Below are 20995 nucleotides of genomic sequence, written 5' to 3'. Positions count from 1 at the left end.
GCCCGAGCGGGTGGACGAGGTCGCGATCGCCGCCACCACGCAGACCGGCGACCAGGGCCTGACCATCGGCCGGTCCGCCGCCGTGCTGGCCGGGCTGCCGAAGAGCGTCCCCGGCTACGCCATCGACCGGATGTGCGCGGGCGCGATGACCGCCGTCACCACGTCCGGCGCCGGGATCTCGTTCGGCTCCTACGACGTCGTCATCGCGGGCGGCGTCGAGCACATGGGGCGGCACCCGATGGGCGAGGGCGTCGACCCGAACCCGCGGTTCCTCGCCGACCGGCTCGTCGACCCGTCCGCCCTGGTCATGGGGACGACCGCGGAGAACCTGCACGACCGGTTCCCCGCCATCACCAAGGACCGCGCGGACGCCTACGCCGTGCGCAGCCAGCAGAAGGTCGCCGCCGCCTACGCCGCCGGGAAGATCCAGCCCGACCTCGTGCCGACCGCGATCCGCTCCGCCGAGAAGGGGTGGGGGCTCGCGACCGAGGACGAGCCGCCGCGTCCCGGCACCACGCTGGACGACCTCGCCAGGCTGAAGACCCCGTTCCGCGTGCACGGCAACGTCACCGCCGGGAACGCCGCCGGCCTCAACGACGGCGCCACCGCCTGCCTGCTCGCGGCCGAGGACGTCGCCCGCGACCTCGGCCTCGCGCCGAAGATGCGGCTCGTCGACTTCTCGTTCGCCGGGGTGGAGCCGGAGGTGATGGGCGTCGGGCCCGTCCCCGCGACCGAGAAGCTGCTCGCCCGCAACGCGCTGACCATGGACGACATCGGCCTCATCGAGATCAACGAGGCGTTCGCCGTGCAGGTGCTCGCGTTCCTGGAGCACTTCAAGATCGCCGACGACGACGTGCGGGTGAACCCGTGGGGCGGCGCGATCGCGCTCGGCCACCCGCTCGCCTCGTCCGGCGTCCGGCTGATGAACCAGCTCGCGCGCCTGTTCGAGGAGCGCACCGACGTCCGTTACGGGCTGACCACGATGTGTGTGGGCATGGGCATGGGCGGAACCGTCCTCTGGGAGAACGCCAACTGGGAGGACAGCAAGTGAGCAGCCTTGGAGAAGTCTTCGCGGACGAGGTCGTCACACACGCGCGTGTACGGGACGTAACACTCCCCTACGGCGCGGGCACTCTCGCGCTCATCACGCTCGACAACGGCCACGACCACACCAAGCCCAACACGTTCGGCCCCAACGGCCTCGCCGAGCTGAACGCCGCCATCGACACGATCGCCGGACGCGACGACATCGCGGCCGTCGGCGTCACCGGCAAGCCGTTCATCTTCGCGGTCGGCGCCGACCTCAAGGGCGTCCCGCTGATCGAGAACCGCGAGGACGCGCGGGCCATCGGCAAGCTCGGCCACGACGTGTTCCGGCGGCTCGGCGAGCTGGGCGTCCCGTCGTTCGCCTACTACAACGGCGCGGCGATGGGCGGCGGTGTCGAGATCGGCCTGCACTGCACCTACCGGACGATCTCGTCCGGCGTCCCGGCGTTCGCGCTGCCCGAGGCGTTCCTCGGCCTGGTGCCCGGCTGGGGCGGGACGTACCTGCTGCCGAACCTGATCGGCGCGGAGAAGGCGCTCAAGGTCGTCATCGACAACCCCCTCGCGCAGAACCGGACGCTGAAGGGCGGGCAGGCCCACGAGCTGGGCATCGCCGACGCGATCTTCGACTCGGCCGACTTCCTGGAGGAGTCGCTCGCCTGGACGGCCCGCGTCCTCAACGGCGACATCACCGTCACCCGGCCCGAGGTCGACAAGGGCAAGGCGTGGGACGACGCCGTCGCGATGGCCCGCTGGAACCTGGACGGCAAGCTGCACGGTGCCGCCCCGTCCTTCACCCGCGCGCTCGACCTGGTCGCCGCCGCCAAGGACCGCTCCCGCGACGAGGGCTTCGCCGCCGAGGACGAGGCCCTGGCCGACCTCATCATGAGCGACGAGCTGCGCGCCGGCCTCTACGCATTCGACCTCACCCAGAAGCGCGCGAAGAAGCCCGCCGGCGCGCCCGACAAGTCGCTCGCCCGCAAGGTCACCAAGGTCGGCGTCGTCGGCGCGGGCCTGATGGCCTCGCAGCTCGCGCTGCTGTTCGCGCGCCGCCTTGAGGTGCCGGTCGTGCTGACCGACCTCGACCAGGAGCGCCTGGACAAGGGCGTCGGCTACGCGCACGGCGAGATCGACAAGCTGCTCGGCAAGGGACGCGTCTCCCCCGACACGGCGAACCGCCTCAAGTCGCTCATCACCGGCTCGCTGACGAAGGACGCGTTCGCCGACACCGACTTCGTCATCGAGGCCGTGTTCGAGGAGATGTCGGTCAAGCAGAAGGTGTTCGCCGAGGTCGAGGAGTACGTCTCGGCCGAGTGCGTCCTCGCGACCAACACCTCGTCGCTTTCCGTCACGGAGATGGCGTCGAAGCTGAAGCATCCCGAGCGGGTCGTCGGCTTCCACTTCTTCAACCCGGTCGCGGTGCTGCCGCTGCTGGAGATCGTCCGGGGCGAGAAGACCGACGACGCGGCGCTGGCCACCGCGTTCGCGACCGGCAAGGCGCTGAAGAAGTCGTGCGTGCTGGTCAAGGACGCCCCGGCGTTCGTCGTCAACCGTGTCCTGCTGCGGCTGCTCGCCGAGATCGTCCAGACGGTCGACGAGGGCACCCCGATCGAGGTCGCCGAGCGCGCCGCCGCGCCGCTCGGCCTGCCGATGCCGCCGTTCGTCCTGATGGGCCTGGTCGGCCCGGCGATCGCGCTGCACGTCAACGAGACGCTGCACGGCGCGTTCCCGGACCGGTTCCCGCTGTCGGACAACCTCGCGAAGATGGTCGCGGCCGGCAAGCCCGGCGTGTACCTGCCGGACTTCTCCCTCGACCCGGAGGTCGTGGAGATCTTCGCGGGCGGGACGAGCCCGTCCACCGAGGAGCAGGTCCTGGACCGGGCGCTCGCCGCGCTCGCCGGCGAGATCCGCATCATGCTGGACGAGGGCGTCGTCGCGGCCGCGGAGGACATCGACCTCTGCATGATCCTCGGCGCCGGCTGGCCGTTCCACCTCGGCGGCATCACCCCGTACCTGGACCGGTCGGGCGTCGCCGAGAAGGCGGCCGGCCGCCGCTTCCTGGAGCCGGGGGTCGCCTCCCTGCCCGCCTGATCCCCGGCCGCTCCCCCGGAAAGGAGGCGTTCCGAGCCGCATTCGGGACGCCTCTTTTCCGGCATTTCCGCACGTCACGGGCACTCGACCGTTTCACCTGATCATAAGCCGCGCACATATGGGCATACGGGAAACGGCCATGCCGGTACGAAGGACGCGGAGGGGCGCCGAGGATGAACGTGCTGCGCACGAAGTCGGTGGAGCAGTCGATCCGGGACACCGAGGAGCCCGCCCACCGGCTCCGCCGCGACCTGTCCGCGTTCGACCTCACCGTCTTCGGCGTCGGCGTCATCATCGGCACCGGCATCTTCGTCCTCACCGGGCAGGTCGCCCGCGACCACGCCGGACCGGCGGTCGCGCTCTCCTTCATCCTCGCCGCCGTCGTGTGCGGCCTCGCCGCGCTCTGCTACGCCGAGTTCGCCTCCACCGTCCCGGTCGCCGGGTCCGCCTACACCTTCTCCTACGCCACCATCGGCGAGTTCCCCGCCTGGATCATCGGCTGGGACCTCATCCTGGAGATGGCGCTCGGCGCCGCCGTGGTGTCCGTCGGCTGGTCCGGCTACTTCGCCTCGCTGCTGGACGACGTCGGGCTCACGCTCCCGGAGGCGATCGCGGCGCCGCCGGGCGAGGGCGGGACGGTGAACGTCCCCGCCATCTGCCTCGTCCTGCTGGTCACCGGGCTGCTCATCCTCGGCGTCAAGATCTCCTCGCGGGTGAACGCCGTGGTCGTCGCGATCAAGGTGTCGATCGTCCTGCTGGTCATCTTCGCCGGGCTGTTCTTCATCAAGGGCTCGAACTACGAGCCGTTCATCCCGCCCGCGACGTCGACACCCGAGGTCGGCGGCCTGGACGCGCCGCTGATGCAGGTGCTGTTCGGCATCACGCCGGTCAGCTTCGGCTGGCTCGGCATCTTCGCCGCCATCGCGATCGTGTTCTTCGCCTACATCGGCTTCGACATCGTCGCCACCGCCGCCGAGGAGGCCCGCCACCCGCAGCGGGACCTGCCGATCGGGCTCATCGGCTCCCTCGTCATCACCGCGGTCCTGTACGCGGCCGTGTCGACCGTCGTCGCCGGCATGCAGAACTACACCAAGCTGAGCACCGACGCGCCCCTCGCGGACGCGTTCAAGTTCGTCGGGCACCCGGTGTTCGCCACCATCATCGACGTCGGCGCCGTCATCGGCCTCACCACCGTCGTGATGATCCTGCTGCTCGGGCAGAGCCGGATCTTCTTCGCGATGGGACGGGACGGCCTCATGCCGCCCTGGCTCTCCGTCGTCCACCCGCGCTTCGGCACCCCCTACCGCTCGACCGTCATCATGGGCGTGATCGTCGCGGTGCTCGCCGGGTTCATCCCGCTCGCCGAACTCGCCACGCTCGTCAACATCGGCACGCTGTTCGCGTTCCTCGTCGTCTCGATCGCCGTCATGGTGCTGCGCCGCACCCGCCCCGACCTGCCGCGCGCGTTCCGCACGCCCTGGGTGCCGGTCATCCCGGTCCTGTCCGTGCTCGCCTGCCTGTTCGTGATGATCAACCTGCCGGTGGAGACGTGGCTGCGGTTCCTCGCCTGGATGGTCATCGGCATCATCGTCTACGCCGGCTACGGCTACCGGCACAGCCGCGTCCGCCGCGCGGAGGCCGCCTCCATCAAGTCCTGACGAGCGGGGACGCGCCGCTCGTGAGGGGGGTCACTGTGTCCTTTTGCGCGTCGTGTGGGCACAATGGCCCGCATGGCTTCTCCAGTGCTCGTCGCGGTGATCGGATCCGGCCCGGCGGGGATCTACGCCGCCGAGGCCCTCGTCAAGCAGACCGACGGCGACGTCCGGGTGGACGTGTTCGACCGGCTGCCGACGCCGTACGGGCTCGTCCGCTACGGCGTCGCGCCCGACCACACGTCGATCAAGTCGATCGCCCGATATCTGCAGCGGGTGCTGGAGAATCCCGCGGTCCGGTTCTTCGGGTGCGTCGAGCTGGGCCGCGACATCACCCGCGCCGACCTGCTCGACTGCTATGACGCCGTCATCTACTCGACCGGCGCGATGGTCGACCGGCAGATGCGGATCCCCGGCGAGGAGCTGCCCGGCAGCATCGCCGCCACCGACTTCGTCAACTGGTACTGCGGGCACCCCGACGCCGCCGACCACGAGTTCGACCTGTCCGTGGAGGAGGTCGCGGTCGTCGGCGTCGGGAACGTCGCCGTCGACGTCGTCCGCATCCTCGCCAAGTCGGCCGGCGAGCTGCGCGACACCGACGTGCCCGAGCAGGTCATCGAGGCGCTGTCGCGGAGCAAGGTCAAGCGCGTCCACATGATCGGGCGGCGCGGCCCCGCGCAGGCGAAGTTCACCACCAAGGAGGCCCGCGAGCTGGGCGAGCTGCCCAACGCGAGCATCCACGTCCGGCCCGAGGACATGGACCTCGACCCGGCGAGCGCCGAGCTGGCCGCGAGCGACCGCAAGACCGGCGGCAACATCAAGGCCCTCAACGCCTGGACGGGCGAGCCCGCCGCCGGGCGCGCCCGGCACATCGACGTGCGGTTCTGGCGCGCGCCCGTGGAGATCCTCGGCACCGACCGCGTCGAGGGCCTCAAGGTCGAGAAGACGAAGCTGGACGAGTCGGGGCGCGTCGTCGGCACCGGCGAGTTCGAGACGCTGCCCGTCGGCATGGTGCTGCGGTCGGTCGGCTACCAGAGCGTCCCGCTGGACGGCGTCCCGTTCGACGAGCGCTCCTACGTCGTGCCAAACGACGGCGGCCGCATTCTCGGCCCGGATGGTGCGCCCGTCCCGCGCGAGTACGTCGCCGGGTGGATCAAGCGCGGCCCGTCCGGCGTCGTCGGCACCAACAAGTCCGACGCCGCCGAGACCGTCCGCAACCTCCTGGAGGACGCCGCCGGCACCGACTCGTCGCCGAAGCGCACCATCGAGGAGCTGCTGGAGTCGCGCGGTCTGCCGGTCGTCACCTACGAGGACTGGCTCAAGCTCGACGCCGCCGAGATCGCCCTCGCGCAGAGCCTCGACCGCGGCGAGCGGGTCAAGCTGGCCCGCTGGGAGGCGATGACCTCCGCGTGCCGCGACGATGAGTGACGCCCGTGTAATTCACCTTCGCGCGAATTGCCCACCGGGAAGGTAGTGACGGACATGTGACCCGGGCGCTACGGTGCGGCGTGTGACCGGCGGTCCAGAACTGTACGGGTTCCCCCCACCCGAGAAGGTCCCCGATCTTAGGTGGCTGGGCCCCGACTACGTGTCCGTACTCGTGTACGACCTGACGCAGGGACTCCTGCGCCAGGACCCGCGCACGTCCGTCATGGGCGTGCGGTGCGAGGGCGAGCCCCGGCTCGACCCCTCGGTCGACCCGGCGGGCGTCATCCGCGCGCACGACGCCTGCTTCCCGCTGCAGGTCTTCGTCCAGGACGGCGCCGGGCGCCCCTGGCGCCTGCGTGGGCGATGGACGTACTCGGGACGCGAACTCGGCACGTCCGCCGCGTCCATCACCCACTTCTGGCGCCTGCTCTCCGCCGACGGCGTGTAGCGGGCGCCGGCGTCCAGCGGGCGGTCAGGGCTTCTCGTCGGACGTCTCCGTCGCGCCCGCGGTCTCGGTCTCCTCCGTGGCGGTGATGCGGGCCACGTACTCGGTGATGTCGCGGGCGAGGGCCTGCGGCGTCAGGCCGATGTCGGCGAGGATCTCGGCGCGGGAGGAGTGGTCGAGGAACTCCTGCGGGATGCCGAACGTGCGGATCGGGGCGTCCACCTCGGCGTCGCGCAGCAGCCGGGCGACGGCGTCGCCGACGGCGCCGGTGCGGCCGTTGTCCTCGGCGACGGCGACGAGCGCGTGGTCGCGGGCGAGGTCGAGCAGCGCCGGGTCGAGCGGCTTCACCCAGCGCGGGTCGACGACGGTGACGCCGATGCCCTGCGCGGCGATGAGCCCGGCCGCCTCGACCGCGGGCGTCGCCATCGAGCCGGCCGCGACCAGCAGGACGCGGGTGCCGTTGGAGCCGTCGTGGCGGGCCAGCACGTCCATCTCGCCGACCTTGTCGATCGCCTCGATGTCGTCGGCCGCCGGACCCTTCGGGTAGCGGATCGCGGTCGGGCCGTCGGAGACGGCGACGCACTCGCGCAGCAGCTCGCGCAGCCGGGCGCCGTCGCGCGGGACGGCGACGCGCATGCCCGGCACGAGCTGCAGGATCGACATGTCCCACATGCCGTTGTGGCTGGCGCCGTCGTCGCCGGTCACGCCGGAGCGGTCCAACGCGAACGTGACGGGCTGCTTGTGGAGCGCCGTGTCCATCAGGACCTGGTCGAAGGCGCGGTTGAGGAACGTCGCGTACACCGCCACGACCGGGTGCAGGCCGCCCATGGCGAGCCCGGTCGCGGACGTGACGGCGTGCTGCTCGGCGATGCCGACGTCGAAGATGCGGTCGGGGAACGCCTCCGCGAACGGCGCGAACCCGACCGGGTAGAGCATCGCGGCGGTGATGCCGACGACGTCGCGGCGCTCCCGGCCGATCGCCACCATCTCCTCGCCGAAGATCTTCGTCCAGGCGGGGCCGGTCTTCTTGACGACGAACTTGCCGGTGGCGGGGTCGAACGCGCCGCCGCCGTGCATGCAGTCCTCGGTGTCGTTCTCCGCCGGCGCGTAGCCGCGTCCCTTGGTGGTCATGCAGTGCACGATGACCGGGCGGCCGAACCCGCGGGCGCGGCGCAGCGCGCGCTCGACGGCGTCCTCGTCGTGGCCGTCGATCGGGCCGACGTACTTCATGCCGAGGTCCTCGAACATGGCCTGCGGCTGCAGGACGTCCTTGAGGCCCTTCTTGATGCCGTGCAGCGCCTCGTAGGTGAGGTTGCCGACGACCGGGGCGCGCGGCACCGTCTTCTTGATGAGGTCGAGCGCGTTCTCGTAGCCCTGCGTGACGCGCAGGTCGGCGAGGTGGGACGCGAGGCCGCCGATGGTCGGCGAGTACGACCGGCCGTTGTCGTTGACGACGATGATGACGGGACGGTCGACGCCGGCGGCGATGTTGTTCAGCGCCTCCCAGCACATGCCGCCGGTCAGCGCGCCGTCACCGACCACCGCGACGACCGCGCGGTCGCTCTCGCCGCGCAGCTGGAACGCCTTGGCGAACCCGTCGGCGTACGAGAGCGCGGTCGAGGCGTGCGAGTTCTCGATGACGTCGTGCTCGGACTCGCCGCGGCTCGGGTAGCCCGACAGGCCGCCGCGCTTGCGCAGCAGCTCGAAGTCGCGCCGCCCGGTGAGCATCTTGTGCACGTAGGACTGGTGCCCCGTGTCGAAGAGGATCTTGTCGTGCGGCGAGTCGAAGACGCGGTGCAGCGCGATCGTCAGCTCGACCGCGCCGAGGTTCGGCCCCAGATGCCCGCCGGTCTTGGAGACCGCCTGCACGAGGAACTCGCGGATCTCCTCCGCGAGCCGAGACAGTTGAGCGGCGTCCAGTCGTTTGAGGTCGTCGGGACCTTTGATCGACTCCAGCAAGCTCACTCGTTTCAACTCCTCCGTCGGGGATCGGGTCTCCCCTGGCTCGGGCCGTTACGAGTTTAATCCCGGTTCGCCCGCGACGCGCCGGGGGGCACGCGGGCGCCGGGTGTGAAAAGACTGACCCGCACGCCAGGGATGGGGTAGGAGTAGAGCATGGGCGTCGAAGAGATCGTGCTGCTCAACGCGGAAGACGAGGCCGTCGGAACCGCTCCGAAGAGCACCAGCCACCATAGGGACACGCCGTACCACCTGGCCTTCTCCTGCTATGTGGTGGACACGGAAGGTCGTGTACTGATCACTCAGCGCGCCCTGGACAAGCGGACGTTCCCCGGTGTCTGGACGGGAAGCTGCTGCGGCCACCCCGGTCCGGGCGAGAAGCTGCGCGACGCGGTGCGGCGGCGGCTGCGCGACGAGCTGGGCATGCCGGGGGCCGCGTCGATCACGTCCGTCCTGCCGCGGTTCCAGTACCGGGCCGTGGCCGAGGACGGGACGGTCGAGCACGAGCGGTGCCCCGTCGTGCGCGCCACGGTGGCGGACGGGGCCGTCCGGCCGAACCGCGACGAGGTCGAGGCGGCCGAGTGGTGGACGTGGGAGCGCTGCCTGGAGCTGGCGGAGCGTCCCGAGTCCTCACCCTGGTACCGGCTGCAGCTGGCCGAGCTGGCGCCGCTCGGCGCGCCGCTCGACTGGCCGGACGCCGGGCGGGATGCGCTGCCGCCCGCACTCGCCTGGTGATCCCGGTACCGCTGGTGATCCCGGTACCGCGCATCACCTCTTGATCACTTTTCCGTCCCCGGTGTTGACCGGCGAGCGCGTCCGAACGGACGCTTGCTCTCCCGGGGTTACCGAAGGGACGGACGATGCGAGTACGTATTCTCCGGCGCCGCTGGACGGTGTTCGCGGCCGTGGCCATGACCGGTGCCCTCGCCATGTCGGGCTGCGGCGGCGACGACGGCGGGGACTCCAAGAACGACAAGTCCGAGGTCGAGGTCTTCTCCTGGTGGACCGGTCCGGGCGAGGCCGACGGGCTGAAGGCCATGCAGGCCGACTTCGAGAAGAAGAATCCCGGTACGAAGTTCGTCAACGCGGCGATCGCCGGCGGGTCGGGCACGCAGGCGAAGGCCGTCCTGGCGAGCCGGCTGCAGAACCGCAAGCCGCCGGACTCCTTCCAGGGCCACGCGGGCGCCGAGCTGCTCGACTACATCAAGGCCGGGCAGATCGAGCCGCTGGACGACTTCTACCAGCAGAACAACCTGAAGTCGGTCTACCCGCAGCAGCTCCTCGACCAGATCACCTACAAGGGGCACATCTACTCGGTGCCGGTGAACATCCACCGGTCCAACGTGCTCTGGTACAACCCGGACATCCTGAAGGACGCCGGGGTCGACGGGCCGCCGAAGTCGATCCCCGACTTCATCACCGCGCTGAAGGCCGTCAAGGACAAGACGAAGAAGGTGCCGCTGTCGCTCGGCGCGCAGTGGACGGCCGACCACCTGCTGGAGAACGTCCTGCTGGGCAGCCTCGGCACCGACGGCTACAACGCGCTGTGGAAGCCGGGCGCCGACTGGAGCACCCCGGCGGTCAGCAAGGCGCTGAACGAGTTCGGCGAGATCATGAAGTACACGACGCTGGAGGCCGCGTCCACCGACTGGCAGGGCGCCGCGAAGGCCGTCGTGGACGACAAGGCCGCGTTCAACATCATGGGCGACTGGGCCTACGGCTACTTCGTCGGCGACGCGCCCAACGGCCTCGGCAAGAAGCTCGACACCGACTTCAAGTTCGCACCGGCGCCGGGCACCGAGGGCACCTACATGTGGCTGTCGGACAGCTTCACCCTGCCCAAGGGCGCGCCGCACCGCGCCGGCGCGATCGCGTGGCTGAAGGAGGTGTCCAGCAAGGAGGGGCAGGACCTCTTCAACCCGAAGAAGGGCTCCATCCCCGCCCGTAAGGACGCCGACAAGAGCCTCTACACCGGCTACCTGGCGACCGCGTTCGAGGAGTGGAACAACCCGCAGACCAAGCTGGCGGGCTCGTTCTGGCACGGCGTGAACGCCAACAACAAGTGGCACACCGACATCGACACCGCGATCGGCCTGTTCCTGCAGAACAAGGATGTGGCCAAGCTCCAGCAGGCGCTGGTGAGCGCGGCCAAGAACAGCGGACAGTGACGGCGTCGGATGAGGGCCTGAAAGCAGCTGACCCCGGCCGCCGGGACGCGTCTGAGAAGCACCGTTCGTCGCTTCTCAGGCGCAGCCGCAAGTGGCTGCCGGGGCTGCTGCTGGTCTCGCCGTCCATCGTCGCGATCGGCCTGTTCGTCTACGGGCTGCTGTTCTGGAACACGCGGGTCGCGCTGAGCGGCAAGCACGACGAGATCTCCGAGTACGGGTTCGACAAGGGCAAGAACTTCATCGACCTGTGGAGCCAGCCGAGCTGGCCGGGGGCGGTGAAGCACGCGCTGCTGTTCACCGCCGTGTTCGTCGTCGGCGCGCTGGCGCTCGGCGCGTTCCTGGCGTTCCTGATGGACAAGGGCATCCGCGCGGAGGCGGGCTTCCGCGTCGTGTACCTGTTCCCGATGGCGGTGTCGTTCATCGCCAGCGGGGTGGTGTGGCGGTGGCTGATGAACCCGGCGCCGCCGCAGCGCGCCGTCGGGTTCAACCAGCTGTTCGACAAGCTGCATCTCGGCTTCCTGTCGAACAACTGGTGGCAGAACCCGGACTGGGGCATGGCGGCGATGGCCCTCCCCGCCATCTGGCAGATGTCCGGATATGTCATGGCTTTGTACCTGGCCGGGTTCCGCAGCGTCCCCGAGGACCTGCGCGAGGCGGCGCGGGTGGACGGCGCGTCCGAGTGGAAGGTGTACCGGTACGTGGTGTTCCCGCAGCTCCGCCCGGTGACGCTGTCGGCGCTGATCATCCTCGGGCACATCTCGCTCAAGGTGTTCGACCTGATCATGGCGATCGCGGGCAAGCAGATCATCACCTACGTCCCGGCCATCGCCACCTACGTGGAGATCTTCGACCGGCACGACCCGGCCAACGGCGCCACCATCGCCACCTACATGCTGGTCGCGGTCGCCGTCCTCGTGATCCCGTACCTGGTGTGGTCCGTCCGATCGGAGCGCACCCGATGACGCGCGCGGAAGCACCCCCGGCGACCCCGGTGTGGCGCCGGCTGGCGGGCGGCATGCGCGGACGCCGCACGGGCGGCGCCGGGACGACCGGCCCGGGCCGGCCCTCCGGCCCCGTGCAGGCGGTGAAGCTGGTCATCTTGCTGGCGTTCGTGCTGCTGTTCCTCATCCCCGTCTACGTGCTGGTGGTGACGAGCTTCAAGCCGCTGGACGAGGCGGACCCGAGCAGCGCGTGGAGCCTGCCGGGCAGCTGGAGCATGTCCGGCTGGCGCGCGGCGTGGGACACCCTGAAGCCCGGCCTGGAGAACAGCGTCAAGATCGCGGTGTCCGGGTCGATCATCTCGGCCGTGCTGGGGTCGATGAACGGCTACGTCCTGTCCAAATGGCGGTTCCCGGGCGCGGACGTCGTCTTCACGCTGTTCCTGTTCGGCATGTTCATCCCGTACCAGGCGGTCATGATCCCGCTGGCGGGCCTGCTGACCGACATGGAGCTGGCGGGCACGATCCGCGGCCTCGTCCTCGCGCACGTCGTGTACGGCATCCCGATCTGCACGCTCATCTTCCGGAACTACTACGTGACGATTCCGGACGAGCTGATCGAGGCGTCCCGCGTGGACGGCGCCGGCATGCTGCGCACGTACTGGTCGGTCGTCCTGCCCGTGTCGGCGCCCGCGTTCGCGGTGACGCTGATCTGGCAGTTCACCTCGATGTGGAACGACTTCCTGTTCGCGGTGTTCCTCGGGGCCCCCGACAGCTGGCCGGTCACGGTGATGCTGAACAACACCGCGGGCTCGGGCGCGGTCGCCGTCCAGTACAACCAGCAGATGGCCTCGGCGCTGCTGGCGTCCCTGCCGACGCTCCTCGTCTACCTGCTGCTCGGACGGTTCTTCATGCGCGGCCTCATGGCGGGAGCCCTCAAGGGATAGATCACAGGAGCACGACAACCCGGCGCCCGCCTCAGGCGTCACATGGATGATCGAAGGAGATCCGCATGGGAGTCGAACGGCCCGGCAGCCGTCCCATGACGGACATCAACCCATTCGACCCGCCCGTTGGCAATTCCGCCGGGATGCGCCTAGCCTCTCGGGCATCGTCGCGCGGCACACCGGCGTCCCGCCGGAGCCTCGGCGATCCCGGACCGCAGCAGACGGGTCGAGCAGTGGAGGTGGCCGCGTGCAGGCGATGAGTGTTCAGCAGCCCTGGGCGTTCGCGATCGCGCGCGGCGGCAAGTCCGTCTCGAACCAAAGCTTTCCGACCGCCTACCGCGGCCCCCTCCTCATCCACGCCTCGATGCGCGTCGACCTCAAGGCGTGCGACTCGCCGCTGATCCAGGCCGCCGGCTGGGACCCGCGCGACCCGCTCGCCACGATCGGCGCCGTCATCGCCGTCGCCGACCTGGAGGACGTCTGCTCCGCCGCCGTCCACGACGGCACCTGCGACTGCGGCCCCTGGGCGGAACGCGGCTACCACCACTGGCACCTCACCGCCATCCGTCCCCTCCCCCGCCCCATCGTCGCCTTGGGCCGCACCGACCTCTGGCAGCCGCACCCCACCCTGATCGAAAAGGTGAACACCATGTTCACCACCGCCTCCCTCAACACCGCCAACTGAGAGTAAAAGGATCGCTACACTAGGTCTTCGAAATCGGGCGGGGTAACGTAGTGCCTGCATGGATTCGTCATGCCACCAACGGGAGCGGCACGTGAGCATCGCGCACGATCATGGCGGGCTGGGCCCGTACACGGTGGAGGACCTGCACGCCCGAGAGGACGAAGGCCGAGGCCTTGAACTCGAGGATGGGTGGCTGGTCCAGTTGTCTCCGAATCCACTGCACAGCATCGCCTATCGGAGGCTGCACGAACTCATCGAAGCCGCCGCGGCACAGGCCGGCGCCCACGTATACGTGGACCGAGGCGGGGACTGGGAGATCAGCACAACGGCGGGCATCCGCAAGCCCGATGTGATCGTGGTGCCCGGCGACATCGCCGCATCGTGGTTCGATGGCGACTGCCCTACCACCATTCCCGGGCAGGACCTGCTCCTCGTCGTGGAGGTCGTCTCACCGCGCAGCGGAAGCGAGGGCAGGGATCGCTTCCGCAAGCCCCAGGAGTACGCGGCGATGGGGATTCCCCAGTACTGGCTGGTCGACTACACGCCGGAACCCGTCATCCAGGTCTTCGTCCTGGACGACAACCAGACCGGACCCAACGGAAAAAAGGTCAGCGCCTACCGGCTCGACCAGGCGGCGAAGGCCGGGGACACGCTGGAAGTCGAGATAGCGGCCGACAAGCCGTTCACTGTCCGGCTCGATCCGAAGCTTCTCAAGGAACGTCCCGCACACCTCCGAGACCACTGAGGGCGTCGGCGGCTTCGCGGAGGCGGTGGAATTCGGCGGCGAGGCGGTCGAGTTGCCAGCTGGCGTTGAGGCCGCTCGGGTTCGGGAGGACCCAGATTCGCGCGGGGCCGAACGTTTCGTCCTGCGGGCCTATCTGGGTGTGGGGGCGGCCGAACGCCGTGCGGTAGGCGGTGACTCCGGCCACTGCGAGGTAGGCGGGGCGGTGGCGTTCGACGAGGGCTTTCAGGCGGCGTCCGCCTTCGCGGAGTTCTTCGTCGGTCAGTTCGTCGGCGCGGGCGGTGGCGCGGGGCACCAGGTTCGTGATGCCGAGGCCGAGGTCGGCGAGGAGGTCCTGTTCGGACGGGTCCAGGAGGCGGTCGGTGAAGCCGGAGCGGTGCAGGGCCGGCCAGAAGCGGTTGCCGGGACGGGCGAAATGGTGGCCGACGGCGCTGGAGTAGAGGCCCGGGTTGATGCCGCTGAACAGCACGCGGAGCGCCCCGCCGCCCGGGGGAAGGACGTCGGAGAGGACACGGTCGCGGGCGGCCTCAAGGTCGGCCTTCGTGGGGCGCATCAGATCAGGTTACGGACGATCAGCACCATCGCGGACGTTCCGACGACGATGAGGAGCGCCAGGCGGAGGCGTCCGGCGTCCAGGTAGCGGCGCACCGGCCCGGCCAGCAGGAACCCGGCGAGGACGAACGGGAGCAGTGCCAGGCCCGCGACGACCTGCCGGACGGGGAGGTGCCCGGCGACGCCGAGGACGGTCAGGGACAGCAGCGCGCCGCCGAAGAAGTACAGGGCGAGGGTCGCGCGGACGCGCGGGCCGCTCTCGCGCTGGTACAGCAGCGCGATGGGCGGGCCGCCGATCCCGGACGCGGTCCCGGTGGTGCCGGAGATGACGCCGGCGGCGGCGAGCGTCCGGCGGTTGCGCGGCACCTCCCGCTCCCGGGTCGTCATGGCGAGCGCGGCGAGGACGACGACGCCGATCACCACGCCGAGGACGCGGTCGGGAACGGCGGCCACCAGCCACACGCCGAACGGCGTCCCGGCGAGCCGGCCGCCGAACGCCCAGCCGAGCCCGCGCGGGTCGACGTGCCCGACCTCCTGGGCGAGGGTCGCGAGCGGCAGGACGAGCGCGACGACGAGGATCGTCCCCGGCATCAGCGACGGGAACAGCATCGTCACGATCGGGGTCGCGACCAGGCCGACGCCGAGGCCGACGCTGCCCTGCACGATCGCGCCGATCAGCGCCGCCAGCCCGCCGAGCAGGAGGAAGTCGAGATGCGGCACGCCGGCCGACGCTACATCCCGACTTATCCGATCATCATCAGGCGGATGCCTCGGTGAGGCACTCCACGCCGGCCGACGCTACGTCCCCGATTATCCGGTCTCCATCAGGCGGATGCCTCGGTGAGGCGTTTGAGCTGGTCGTCGGTCAGGGTCGTCCGGGCCGCCTCGATGAGGGGCGGGAGCTGGTCGAGGGTGCGGGCGCTGGCGATGGGCGCGGCGACGGTCGGCTGCGCGGCGAGCCAGGCCAGTGCCACGGTCGCGACGGCGGCGCCCTGCTCCTCGGCGACGATGTCGAGCGCGGCCAGCACGTTGCGTCCGCGCTCGGTCTCCAGGTGCTTGGCGGCCCGGCCCGCGCGCACACTGTCCACGTTGGCGTCGGGGCGGTACTTGCCGGTCAGGAAGCCCGACGCGAGACCGTAGTACGGGACGGCCGCCAGCCCGTGCCGTTCGGCGATGTCGCGGCGCGGCCCCTCGTAGGTGTCGCGGGACACCAGGTTGTAGTGCGGCTGGATCGCCACGTAGCGGGCGATGCCCTCTCGCTCGCTGAACTCCAGGGACGCCTCCAGCCGGTCCAGCTCGATGTTCGACACGGCGATCTGCCGGACCTTGCCCGCGGTGACCAGTTCATCCAGCGCCGTCATGATGTCCTCGACGGGCACGGACGGGTCGTCGAAGTGCGTGTAGTACAGGTCGATGCGGTCGGTGCGGAGCCGCCGCAACGAGTCGTCCGCCGCCGCCCTGATGTTCGCCGGGGCGAGGCCCTTGCGCTCGGGGTGCCGGCCGACCTTCGTCGCGATGACGATGTCGTCCCGGTTGCCGCGCGCCTCCGCCCACTCCCCGATGATCGTCTCGGACTCGCCGCCGCTGTTGCCCGGCGCGGACGCCATGTAGGAGTCGGACGTGTCGACGAAGTTCCCGCCGGCCGCCGCGTAGGCGTCCAGGATCTCGAACGAGCGCTCCTTGCCGGCCGTCCAGCCGAACACGTTGCCGCCCAGGCAGAGCGGGAAGACGTCCACATCACCGATCTTGTTCATGCCAGCCATCCCTTGATCCAATCAGAGAGTCCAGGACGGCCATTCCCGCCGGGTCTCGGAACACTCCTGGCACAATTTCCGTATGGTCACCGCTTGTCTCGCTTTCGCCGCCATGGCGGCGCTGCTGACGATCACCCCGGGCGTCGACACGATGCTCGTCCTGCGCGGCACCGTGACCGGCGGTCGCCGGACCGGGCTCCTCGCGTCCTGCGGCGTCGTGACGGGCCTGGTGTGCTGGGCGATGACGAGCGCCGTCGGGCTGACCGCACTGCTGGCCGCGTCCCGGCTGGCGTTCGACGTCCTCCGCGTCGCGGGCGCCTGCTACCTGCTGTGGCTGGGCGGCCGAGCCCTCTGGAACGCCCGCCGACCGAGCACGACCGAGGTCCCGGAGGCGCGCTTCTCCGGCCTCACCGCGTTCCGCACCGGCCTCACCACGAACGTGCTGAACCCCAAGGTCGGCGTCTTCTACATGAGCCTGCTGCCCCAGTTCGTCCCGGACGGCGCCTCGGTGTTCTGGACGAGCATGCTCTTCGCCGTCATCCACGCCGCCGAGAGCCTCCTCTGGCTGGCCCTCATCGTCTGCGCGGCCGGGGCCGCACGCCGCGCCCTCTCCCGTCCCACGGTCAAGCGCCGCCTGCAGCAGCTCACCGGCACGGCCTTCCTGGCCTTCGGCCTCCGCCTGGCCATCGACCACTGAACACACGAAACGGGCCGCCCCATTGCGGAGCGGCCCGTTCTGACGTGATTACTTGCGGATCAGGTTGCGGAGGACGAACTGGAGGATGCCGCCGTGGCGGTAGTAGTCCGCCTCACCGGGGGTGTCGATGCGGACGGTGGCGGTGAACTCCTTGCCGTCCGCCTTGACGGTGACCTCGTCCGGGACGCCGCCCTCGTTCATCGCGGTGACGCCCGTGATGTCGAAGGTCTCGGTGCCGGTGAGGCCGAGCGACTCGGCGGACTCGCCGTCCTTGAACTGCAGCGGCAGGACGCCGAGGCCGATCAGGTTGGAGCGGTGGATGCGCTCGTAGGACTGCGCGATGACGGCGCGGACGCCGAGCAGCGCGGTGCCCTTCGCCGCCCAGTCGCGGGACGAGCCGGAGCCGTACTCCTTGCCCGCGATGACGACGAGCGGGATGCCCTGCTCGATGTAGTTCTCCGAGGCGTCGAAGATGAACGCCTGCGGCGAGCCGTCCCGGGTGAAGTCGCGGGTGTAGCCGCCCTCGACGTCGTCCAGGAGCTGGTTGCGGAGTCGGATGTTGGCGAACGTCCCGCGGATCATGACCTCGTGGTTGCCGCGCCGCGAGCCGTAGGAGTTGAAGTCCCGGACCTCGACGCCGTTGTCCTGGAGGTACTGCGCGGCGGGCGTGCCGACCTTGATCGCCCCGGCCGGGGAGATGTGGTCGGTGGTGACCGAGTCGCCCAGCTTCGCCAGCACGCGGGCGCCGTGGATGTCGGCGACCGGCTCCGGCTCGGCGCCCATCCCGTCGAAGTAGGGGGCCTTGCGGACGTAGGTGGAGGAGTCCTCCCACTCGAACAGGTCGCCGGTCGGGATGTCGAGGCCGGTCCAGCGCTCGTCGCCCTTGAAGACGTCGGCGTAGCTCTCGGTGAACATCTCCTGCCCGATGGACGACTCGACGATCGAGGCGACCTCCTCCGGCGCGGGCCAGATGTCGCGCAGGTAGACGGGGCCGTCGGTGCCCTCGGCGATCGGGTCGTTGAGGATGTCGATGTCCATCGTCCCGGCCAGCGCGTAGGCGATGACCAGCGGCGGCGACGCCAGGTAGTTCATCTTCACGTCGGGGCTGATGCGGCCCTCGAAGTTGCGGTTGCCGGACAGCACCGCGGTGACCGCCAGGTCGTTGTCGTTGACGGCCTTGGAGATCTCCGGCTGCAGCGGGCCGGTGTTGCCGATGCAGGTGGTGCAGCCGTACCCGACCAGGTTGAAGCCGATCTTGTCGAGGTACGGGGTGAGGCCGGCGCGCTCGTAGTAGTCGGTGACGACCTGCGACCCGGGCGCGAGCGAGGTCTTGACCCACGGCTTGCGGGTGAGGCCCCGCTCCACCGCGTTCCTGGCCAGCAGCGCCGCGCCGATCATCACGTACGGGTTGGACGTGTTGGTGCAGGAGGTGATGGCCGCGACGGCGACGTGGCCGTGGTCGATCACGAACTCGGTCCCGTCCTCCAGCTTCACCGGGACGCGCTTGTGCGGACGGCCGGACCCGTTGGCGTCGACGTGCCGCGGCTTGTCGCCCTCGGTCGCGCTGACGATCGCCGGGCTGTCGGACGCCGGGAAGCTCTCGTTGGACGCCTCGTCCAGCGCGCCCATGATGCTGTCGACGTAGTTCTGCACGTCCCGCCGCCAGGTCGCCTTGGCGTTGGCCAGGGAGATGCGGTCCTGCGGGCGCTTCGGGCCGGCCAGCGACGGGACGACCGTGCCGAGGTCGAGTTCCATGTACTCGGAGAACTCGGGCTCCACCGACGGGTCGAGCCACATGCCCTGCGCCTTGGCGTACGCCTCGACGAGCGCGATCTGCTCCTCGTCGCGCCCGGTCAGCCGCAGGTACTTCAGCGTCTCGCCGTCGATCGGGAAGATCGCGCAGGTGGAGCCGAACTCGGGGCTCATGTTGCCGATCGTGGCGCGGTTCGCCAGCGGCAGCGCGTGCACGCCCTCGCCGTAGAACTCGACGAACTTCCCGACCACCCCGTGCTCACGCAGCATCTCGGTGATGGTCAGCACCAGGTCGGTGGCGGTCGTGCCGGCGGGCAGCTCACCGGTCAGCTTGAAGCCCACCACGCGCGGGATGAGCATCGAGATCGGCTGGCCGAGCATCGCGGCCTCGGCTTCGATACCGCCGACACCCCACCCGAGGACGCCGATGCCGTTCTCCATCGTCGTGTGCGAGTCGGTCCCCACACACGTGTCCGGATATGCCACACCATTCCGGTCGAACACCACCCGCGCCAGGTGCTCGATGTTCACCTGGTGGACGATGCCGGTACCGGGCGGGACGACCTTGAACTCGTCGAACGCCGTCTGCCCCCACCGCAGGAACTGGTAGCGCTCCTTGTTCCGCTCGTACTCCCGCTGCACGTTCCGCTCGAACGCCTGCGGCGTCCCGAAGTAGTCGACGATGACCGAGTGGTCGATCACCATCTCGGCCGGCGCCAGCGGGTTGATCTTCGTCGGGTCGCCGCCCAGGTCCCGCACGGCCTCGCGCATCGTGGCGAGGTCGACGACACACGGCACACCGGTGAAGTCCTGCATGATCACCCGCGCGGGGGTGAACTGGATCTCCTTGCTCGGCTGCGCCTGCGAGTCCCACTGCGCGAGCGCGCGGATGTGCTCGGCGGTGACGTTCGCGCCGTCCTCGGTGCGCAGCAGGTTCTCCAGCAGCACCTTCAGGCTGTACGGGAGACGGGCCGCGCCCTCGACGGCGTCCAGCCGATAGATGTCGTACGACTTGTCGCCAACCTGCAGCTTGTCAAGGCTGCCGAAGCTGTTCGCGGACACGGACTCCTCCTCCATCGCAGCCGCGCGTCCGGTCCGGGACATGAGCGCGCGGCGCTCCTCTTGATCTTCCTTCGGCCTCCGCGCCCGGCGCTCCAGCGCTCGGCGGGACGGGTGCACGTCTACCTTGATCCTGCCTTAGTCAACCCCCCGACCGGCAATCGGGTCCGCCCAACTTCCGCCCCTTTTCTCTCGACGTCAAGCTATCCCCAATTTATCTCGACATCAAGCTACTTGCACCCCAGCACGTGCCCGAGCCCACACCCCCGAACCACAGCCTCGCCCCCTCCGCCGGCCGACTGTTCAAACGAGACATCGACTACCGACCCTGCCAGCCCAGGGAAACGAACAGCGTCGCCCAGTCACCGTTCGCCACCGTGGGAACCCTCGGCCAGTCTGGTGTCGCCCCGCGTCGGCGGGCGAGTGCGCGGAGGTTGACACGGGGACGTTCGAATCAGCCGAGAACAGGGAGCATTTCCGCTCGCACCTGCTCAGGCTTCACCGCGAAGCTGGAGAACCGAGCAGCCGCGAGAAGCGCCGGCAGACGATGCGGCTTCAGCTTCGCGACTGGTTCAACGGACTGCGCGTCCACTTGCGGGAATAGGAGGCTCCCCTCGGCTCCCGGCGGCATCGCCGCCGACTACGGGCTTACCGCAACTGACCGCTCCCGGCTCCGCCCACAAGGTTCTGGACGAACTGCTTGAGCGGCTGCGCAGCCAAGAAGAGGCCCAGGAAGAACTGCACCGCCGGCTCGATGAGACGCGCGACGAGTTGAGCACCGTCAACAGCAAGTTGAAAGAGTTGCGCACCCGGACGAGCCAGGAGCGGCGGGACAGGCTTGAGCGGGAGATAGCGCACCTGAAGGGCCAAAAGAAAGCACTGGAAGACCAGATCGACCGCCTGCTGAACCGACTTGAAGACGCACCTCTGCAACGAATCGACATCCTCAAAGACGGTAAGCATTCACGTCAGACGCGCAGTGTGATGGGCGGCTGCTTCGGGTGACGGTCCGTTGCTTTGATCATCGATGGTGGGCTGTGATGTGATCTTGGTGTGTCCGGCCTGGAGGAGATGTCGCGTGA

At 69.7% G+C, this 20995-nt stretch carries 18 protein-coding genes; 13 read left to right on the top strand and 5 right to left on the bottom strand.

The window, feature by feature from the left end; translation table 11 throughout:
- From HUX53_RS30435 to HUX53_RS30415, 5 genes are all read left to right on the top strand, one after another.
- On the top strand, nt 1-1051 hold a 1051-nt coding region (locus tag HUX53_RS30435; protein ID WP_176406660.1), incomplete at its 5' end, for an acetyl-CoA C-acyltransferase.
- Nucleotides 1048-3135 (top strand): 3-hydroxyacyl-CoA dehydrogenase NAD-binding domain-containing protein, encoded by a 2088-nt coding sequence (locus HUX53_RS30430; RefSeq protein ID WP_176406659.1) that lies wholly within the window; start codon nt 1048-1050, stop codon nt 3133-3135. The genes HUX53_RS30435 and HUX53_RS30430, both read left to right, overlap by 4 nt.
- 173 nt (nt 3136-3308) lie before the next feature.
- Nucleotides 3309-4793, top strand: coding sequence for an amino acid permease (locus HUX53_RS30425; RefSeq protein ID WP_176406658.1), 1485 nt, complete (start codon nt 3309-3311; stop codon nt 4791-4793).
- Between the two features lie 72 nt (nt 4794-4865).
- A complete protein-coding gene (locus HUX53_RS30420; protein ID WP_176406657.1) occupies nt 4866-6215 on the top strand; it encodes an FAD-dependent oxidoreductase in 1350 nt (449 codons plus the stop codon).
- 82 nt (nt 6216-6297) lie between these two features.
- A complete protein-coding gene (locus HUX53_RS30415; protein WP_176406656.1) occupies nt 6298-6663 on the top strand; it encodes a hypothetical protein in 366 nt (121 codons plus the stop codon).
- Nucleotides 6664-6687: 24 nt separating this feature from the next.
- Here HUX53_RS30415 and dxs read toward each other — a convergent pair whose 3' ends face one another.
- Complete coding sequence (gene dxs, locus HUX53_RS30410; RefSeq protein ID WP_176406655.1) at nt 6688-8625, bottom strand: 1-deoxy-D-xylulose-5-phosphate synthase; 1938 nt, start codon at nt 8623-8625, stop codon at nt 6688-6690.
- Between the two features lie 150 nt (nt 8626-8775).
- On the opposite strand from dxs, the gene idi reads away from it, so the two are divergent.
- The 6 genes from idi (at nt 8776) to HUX53_RS30380 (ending at nt 14102) form a co-directional block, all read left to right on the top strand.
- Nucleotides 8776-9354, top strand: coding sequence for an isopentenyl-diphosphate Delta-isomerase (idi, locus tag HUX53_RS30405; RefSeq protein ID WP_176406654.1), 579 nt, complete (start codon nt 8776-8778; stop codon nt 9352-9354).
- A 125-nt stretch (nt 9355-9479) separates the two neighbouring features.
- On the top strand, nt 9480-10787 hold the full coding sequence (locus tag HUX53_RS30400; RefSeq protein ID WP_255205791.1) for an ABC transporter substrate-binding protein: 1308 nt from the start codon (nt 9480-9482) through the stop codon (nt 10785-10787).
- Nucleotides 10784-11749 carry a sugar ABC transporter permease gene (locus HUX53_RS30395; RefSeq protein WP_309237506.1) on the top strand — a complete coding sequence of 322 codons (966 nt, stop codon included), beginning with the start codon at nt 10784-10786 and terminating at the stop codon, nt 11747-11749. Before HUX53_RS30400 ends, HUX53_RS30395 begins: the two co-directional genes overlap by 4 nt.
- Complete coding sequence (locus tag HUX53_RS30390; protein ID WP_255205790.1) at nt 11746-12672, top strand: carbohydrate ABC transporter permease; 927 nt, start codon at nt 11746-11748, stop codon at nt 12670-12672. The genes HUX53_RS30395 and HUX53_RS30390 overlap by 4 nt, the downstream gene beginning before the upstream one ends.
- Nucleotides 12673-12928: 256 nt before the next feature.
- Nucleotides 12929-13357 carry a hypothetical protein gene (locus tag HUX53_RS30385; protein WP_217920105.1) on the top strand — a complete coding sequence of 143 codons (429 nt, stop codon included), beginning with the start codon at nt 12929-12931 and terminating at the stop codon, nt 13355-13357.
- 91 nt (nt 13358-13448) lie between these two features.
- Nucleotides 13449-14102, top strand: coding sequence for a Uma2 family endonuclease (locus tag HUX53_RS30380; protein WP_176406652.1), 654 nt, complete (start codon nt 13449-13451; stop codon nt 14100-14102).
- Here HUX53_RS30380 and mug read toward each other — a convergent pair.
- The 3 genes from mug to HUX53_RS30365 all read right to left on the bottom strand — a co-directional run bounded on the left by mug (nt 14068) and on the right by HUX53_RS30365 (nt 16405).
- Entirely contained in the window at nt 14068-14652 is a 585-nt protein-coding gene (gene mug / locus HUX53_RS30375; RefSeq protein WP_176406651.1) for a G/U mismatch-specific DNA glycosylase, read from the bottom strand. The genes HUX53_RS30380 and mug overlap by 35 nt on opposite strands.
- Nucleotides 14652-15371, bottom strand: coding sequence for a sulfite exporter TauE/SafE family protein (locus HUX53_RS30370; protein ID WP_176406650.1), 720 nt, complete (start codon nt 15369-15371; stop codon nt 14652-14654). Before HUX53_RS30370 ends, mug begins: the two co-directional genes overlap by 1 nt.
- Nucleotides 15372-15475: 104 nt before the next feature.
- On the bottom strand, nt 15476-16405 hold the full coding sequence (locus tag HUX53_RS30365) for an aldo/keto reductase (RefSeq protein WP_217920104.1): 930 nt from the start codon (nt 16403-16405) through the stop codon (nt 15476-15478).
- Nucleotides 16406-16487: 82 nt separating this feature from the next.
- Between HUX53_RS30365 and HUX53_RS30360 the strand changes: the two genes are divergently transcribed.
- Nucleotides 16488-17102: a LysE family translocator gene (locus HUX53_RS30360; protein WP_176406648.1), complete on the top strand. Its 615-nt coding sequence runs from the start codon at nt 16488-16490 to the stop codon at nt 17100-17102.
- A 48-nt stretch (nt 17103-17150) separates the two neighbouring features.
- Here the strand turns inward: HUX53_RS30360 and acnA are convergent, their stop codons facing one another.
- Complete coding sequence (gene acnA / locus HUX53_RS30355; protein ID WP_309237505.1) at nt 17151-19916, bottom strand: aconitate hydratase AcnA; 2766 nt, start codon at nt 19914-19916, stop codon at nt 17151-17153.
- Between the two features lie 768 nt (nt 19917-20684).
- On the opposite strand from acnA, the gene HUX53_RS30350 reads away from it, so the two are divergent.
- The gene (locus tag HUX53_RS30350; RefSeq protein ID WP_176406647.1) at nt 20685-20918 is read left to right on the top strand and encodes a hypothetical protein; all 234 of its coding nucleotides are present in this window, start codon (nt 20685-20687) and stop codon (nt 20916-20918) included.
- Nucleotides 20919-20995 lie beyond the last annotated feature (77 nt).

It is taken from the genome of Actinomadura sp. BRA 177 (genome assembly GCF_013372625.1).
Taxonomy (GTDB): Bacteria; Actinomycetota; Actinomycetes; order Streptosporangiales; family Streptosporangiaceae; genus Spirillospora.
The sequence above is the reverse complement of the archived record's forward strand: the minus strand, read 5'-3'. Positions and strand labels throughout refer to the sequence as shown.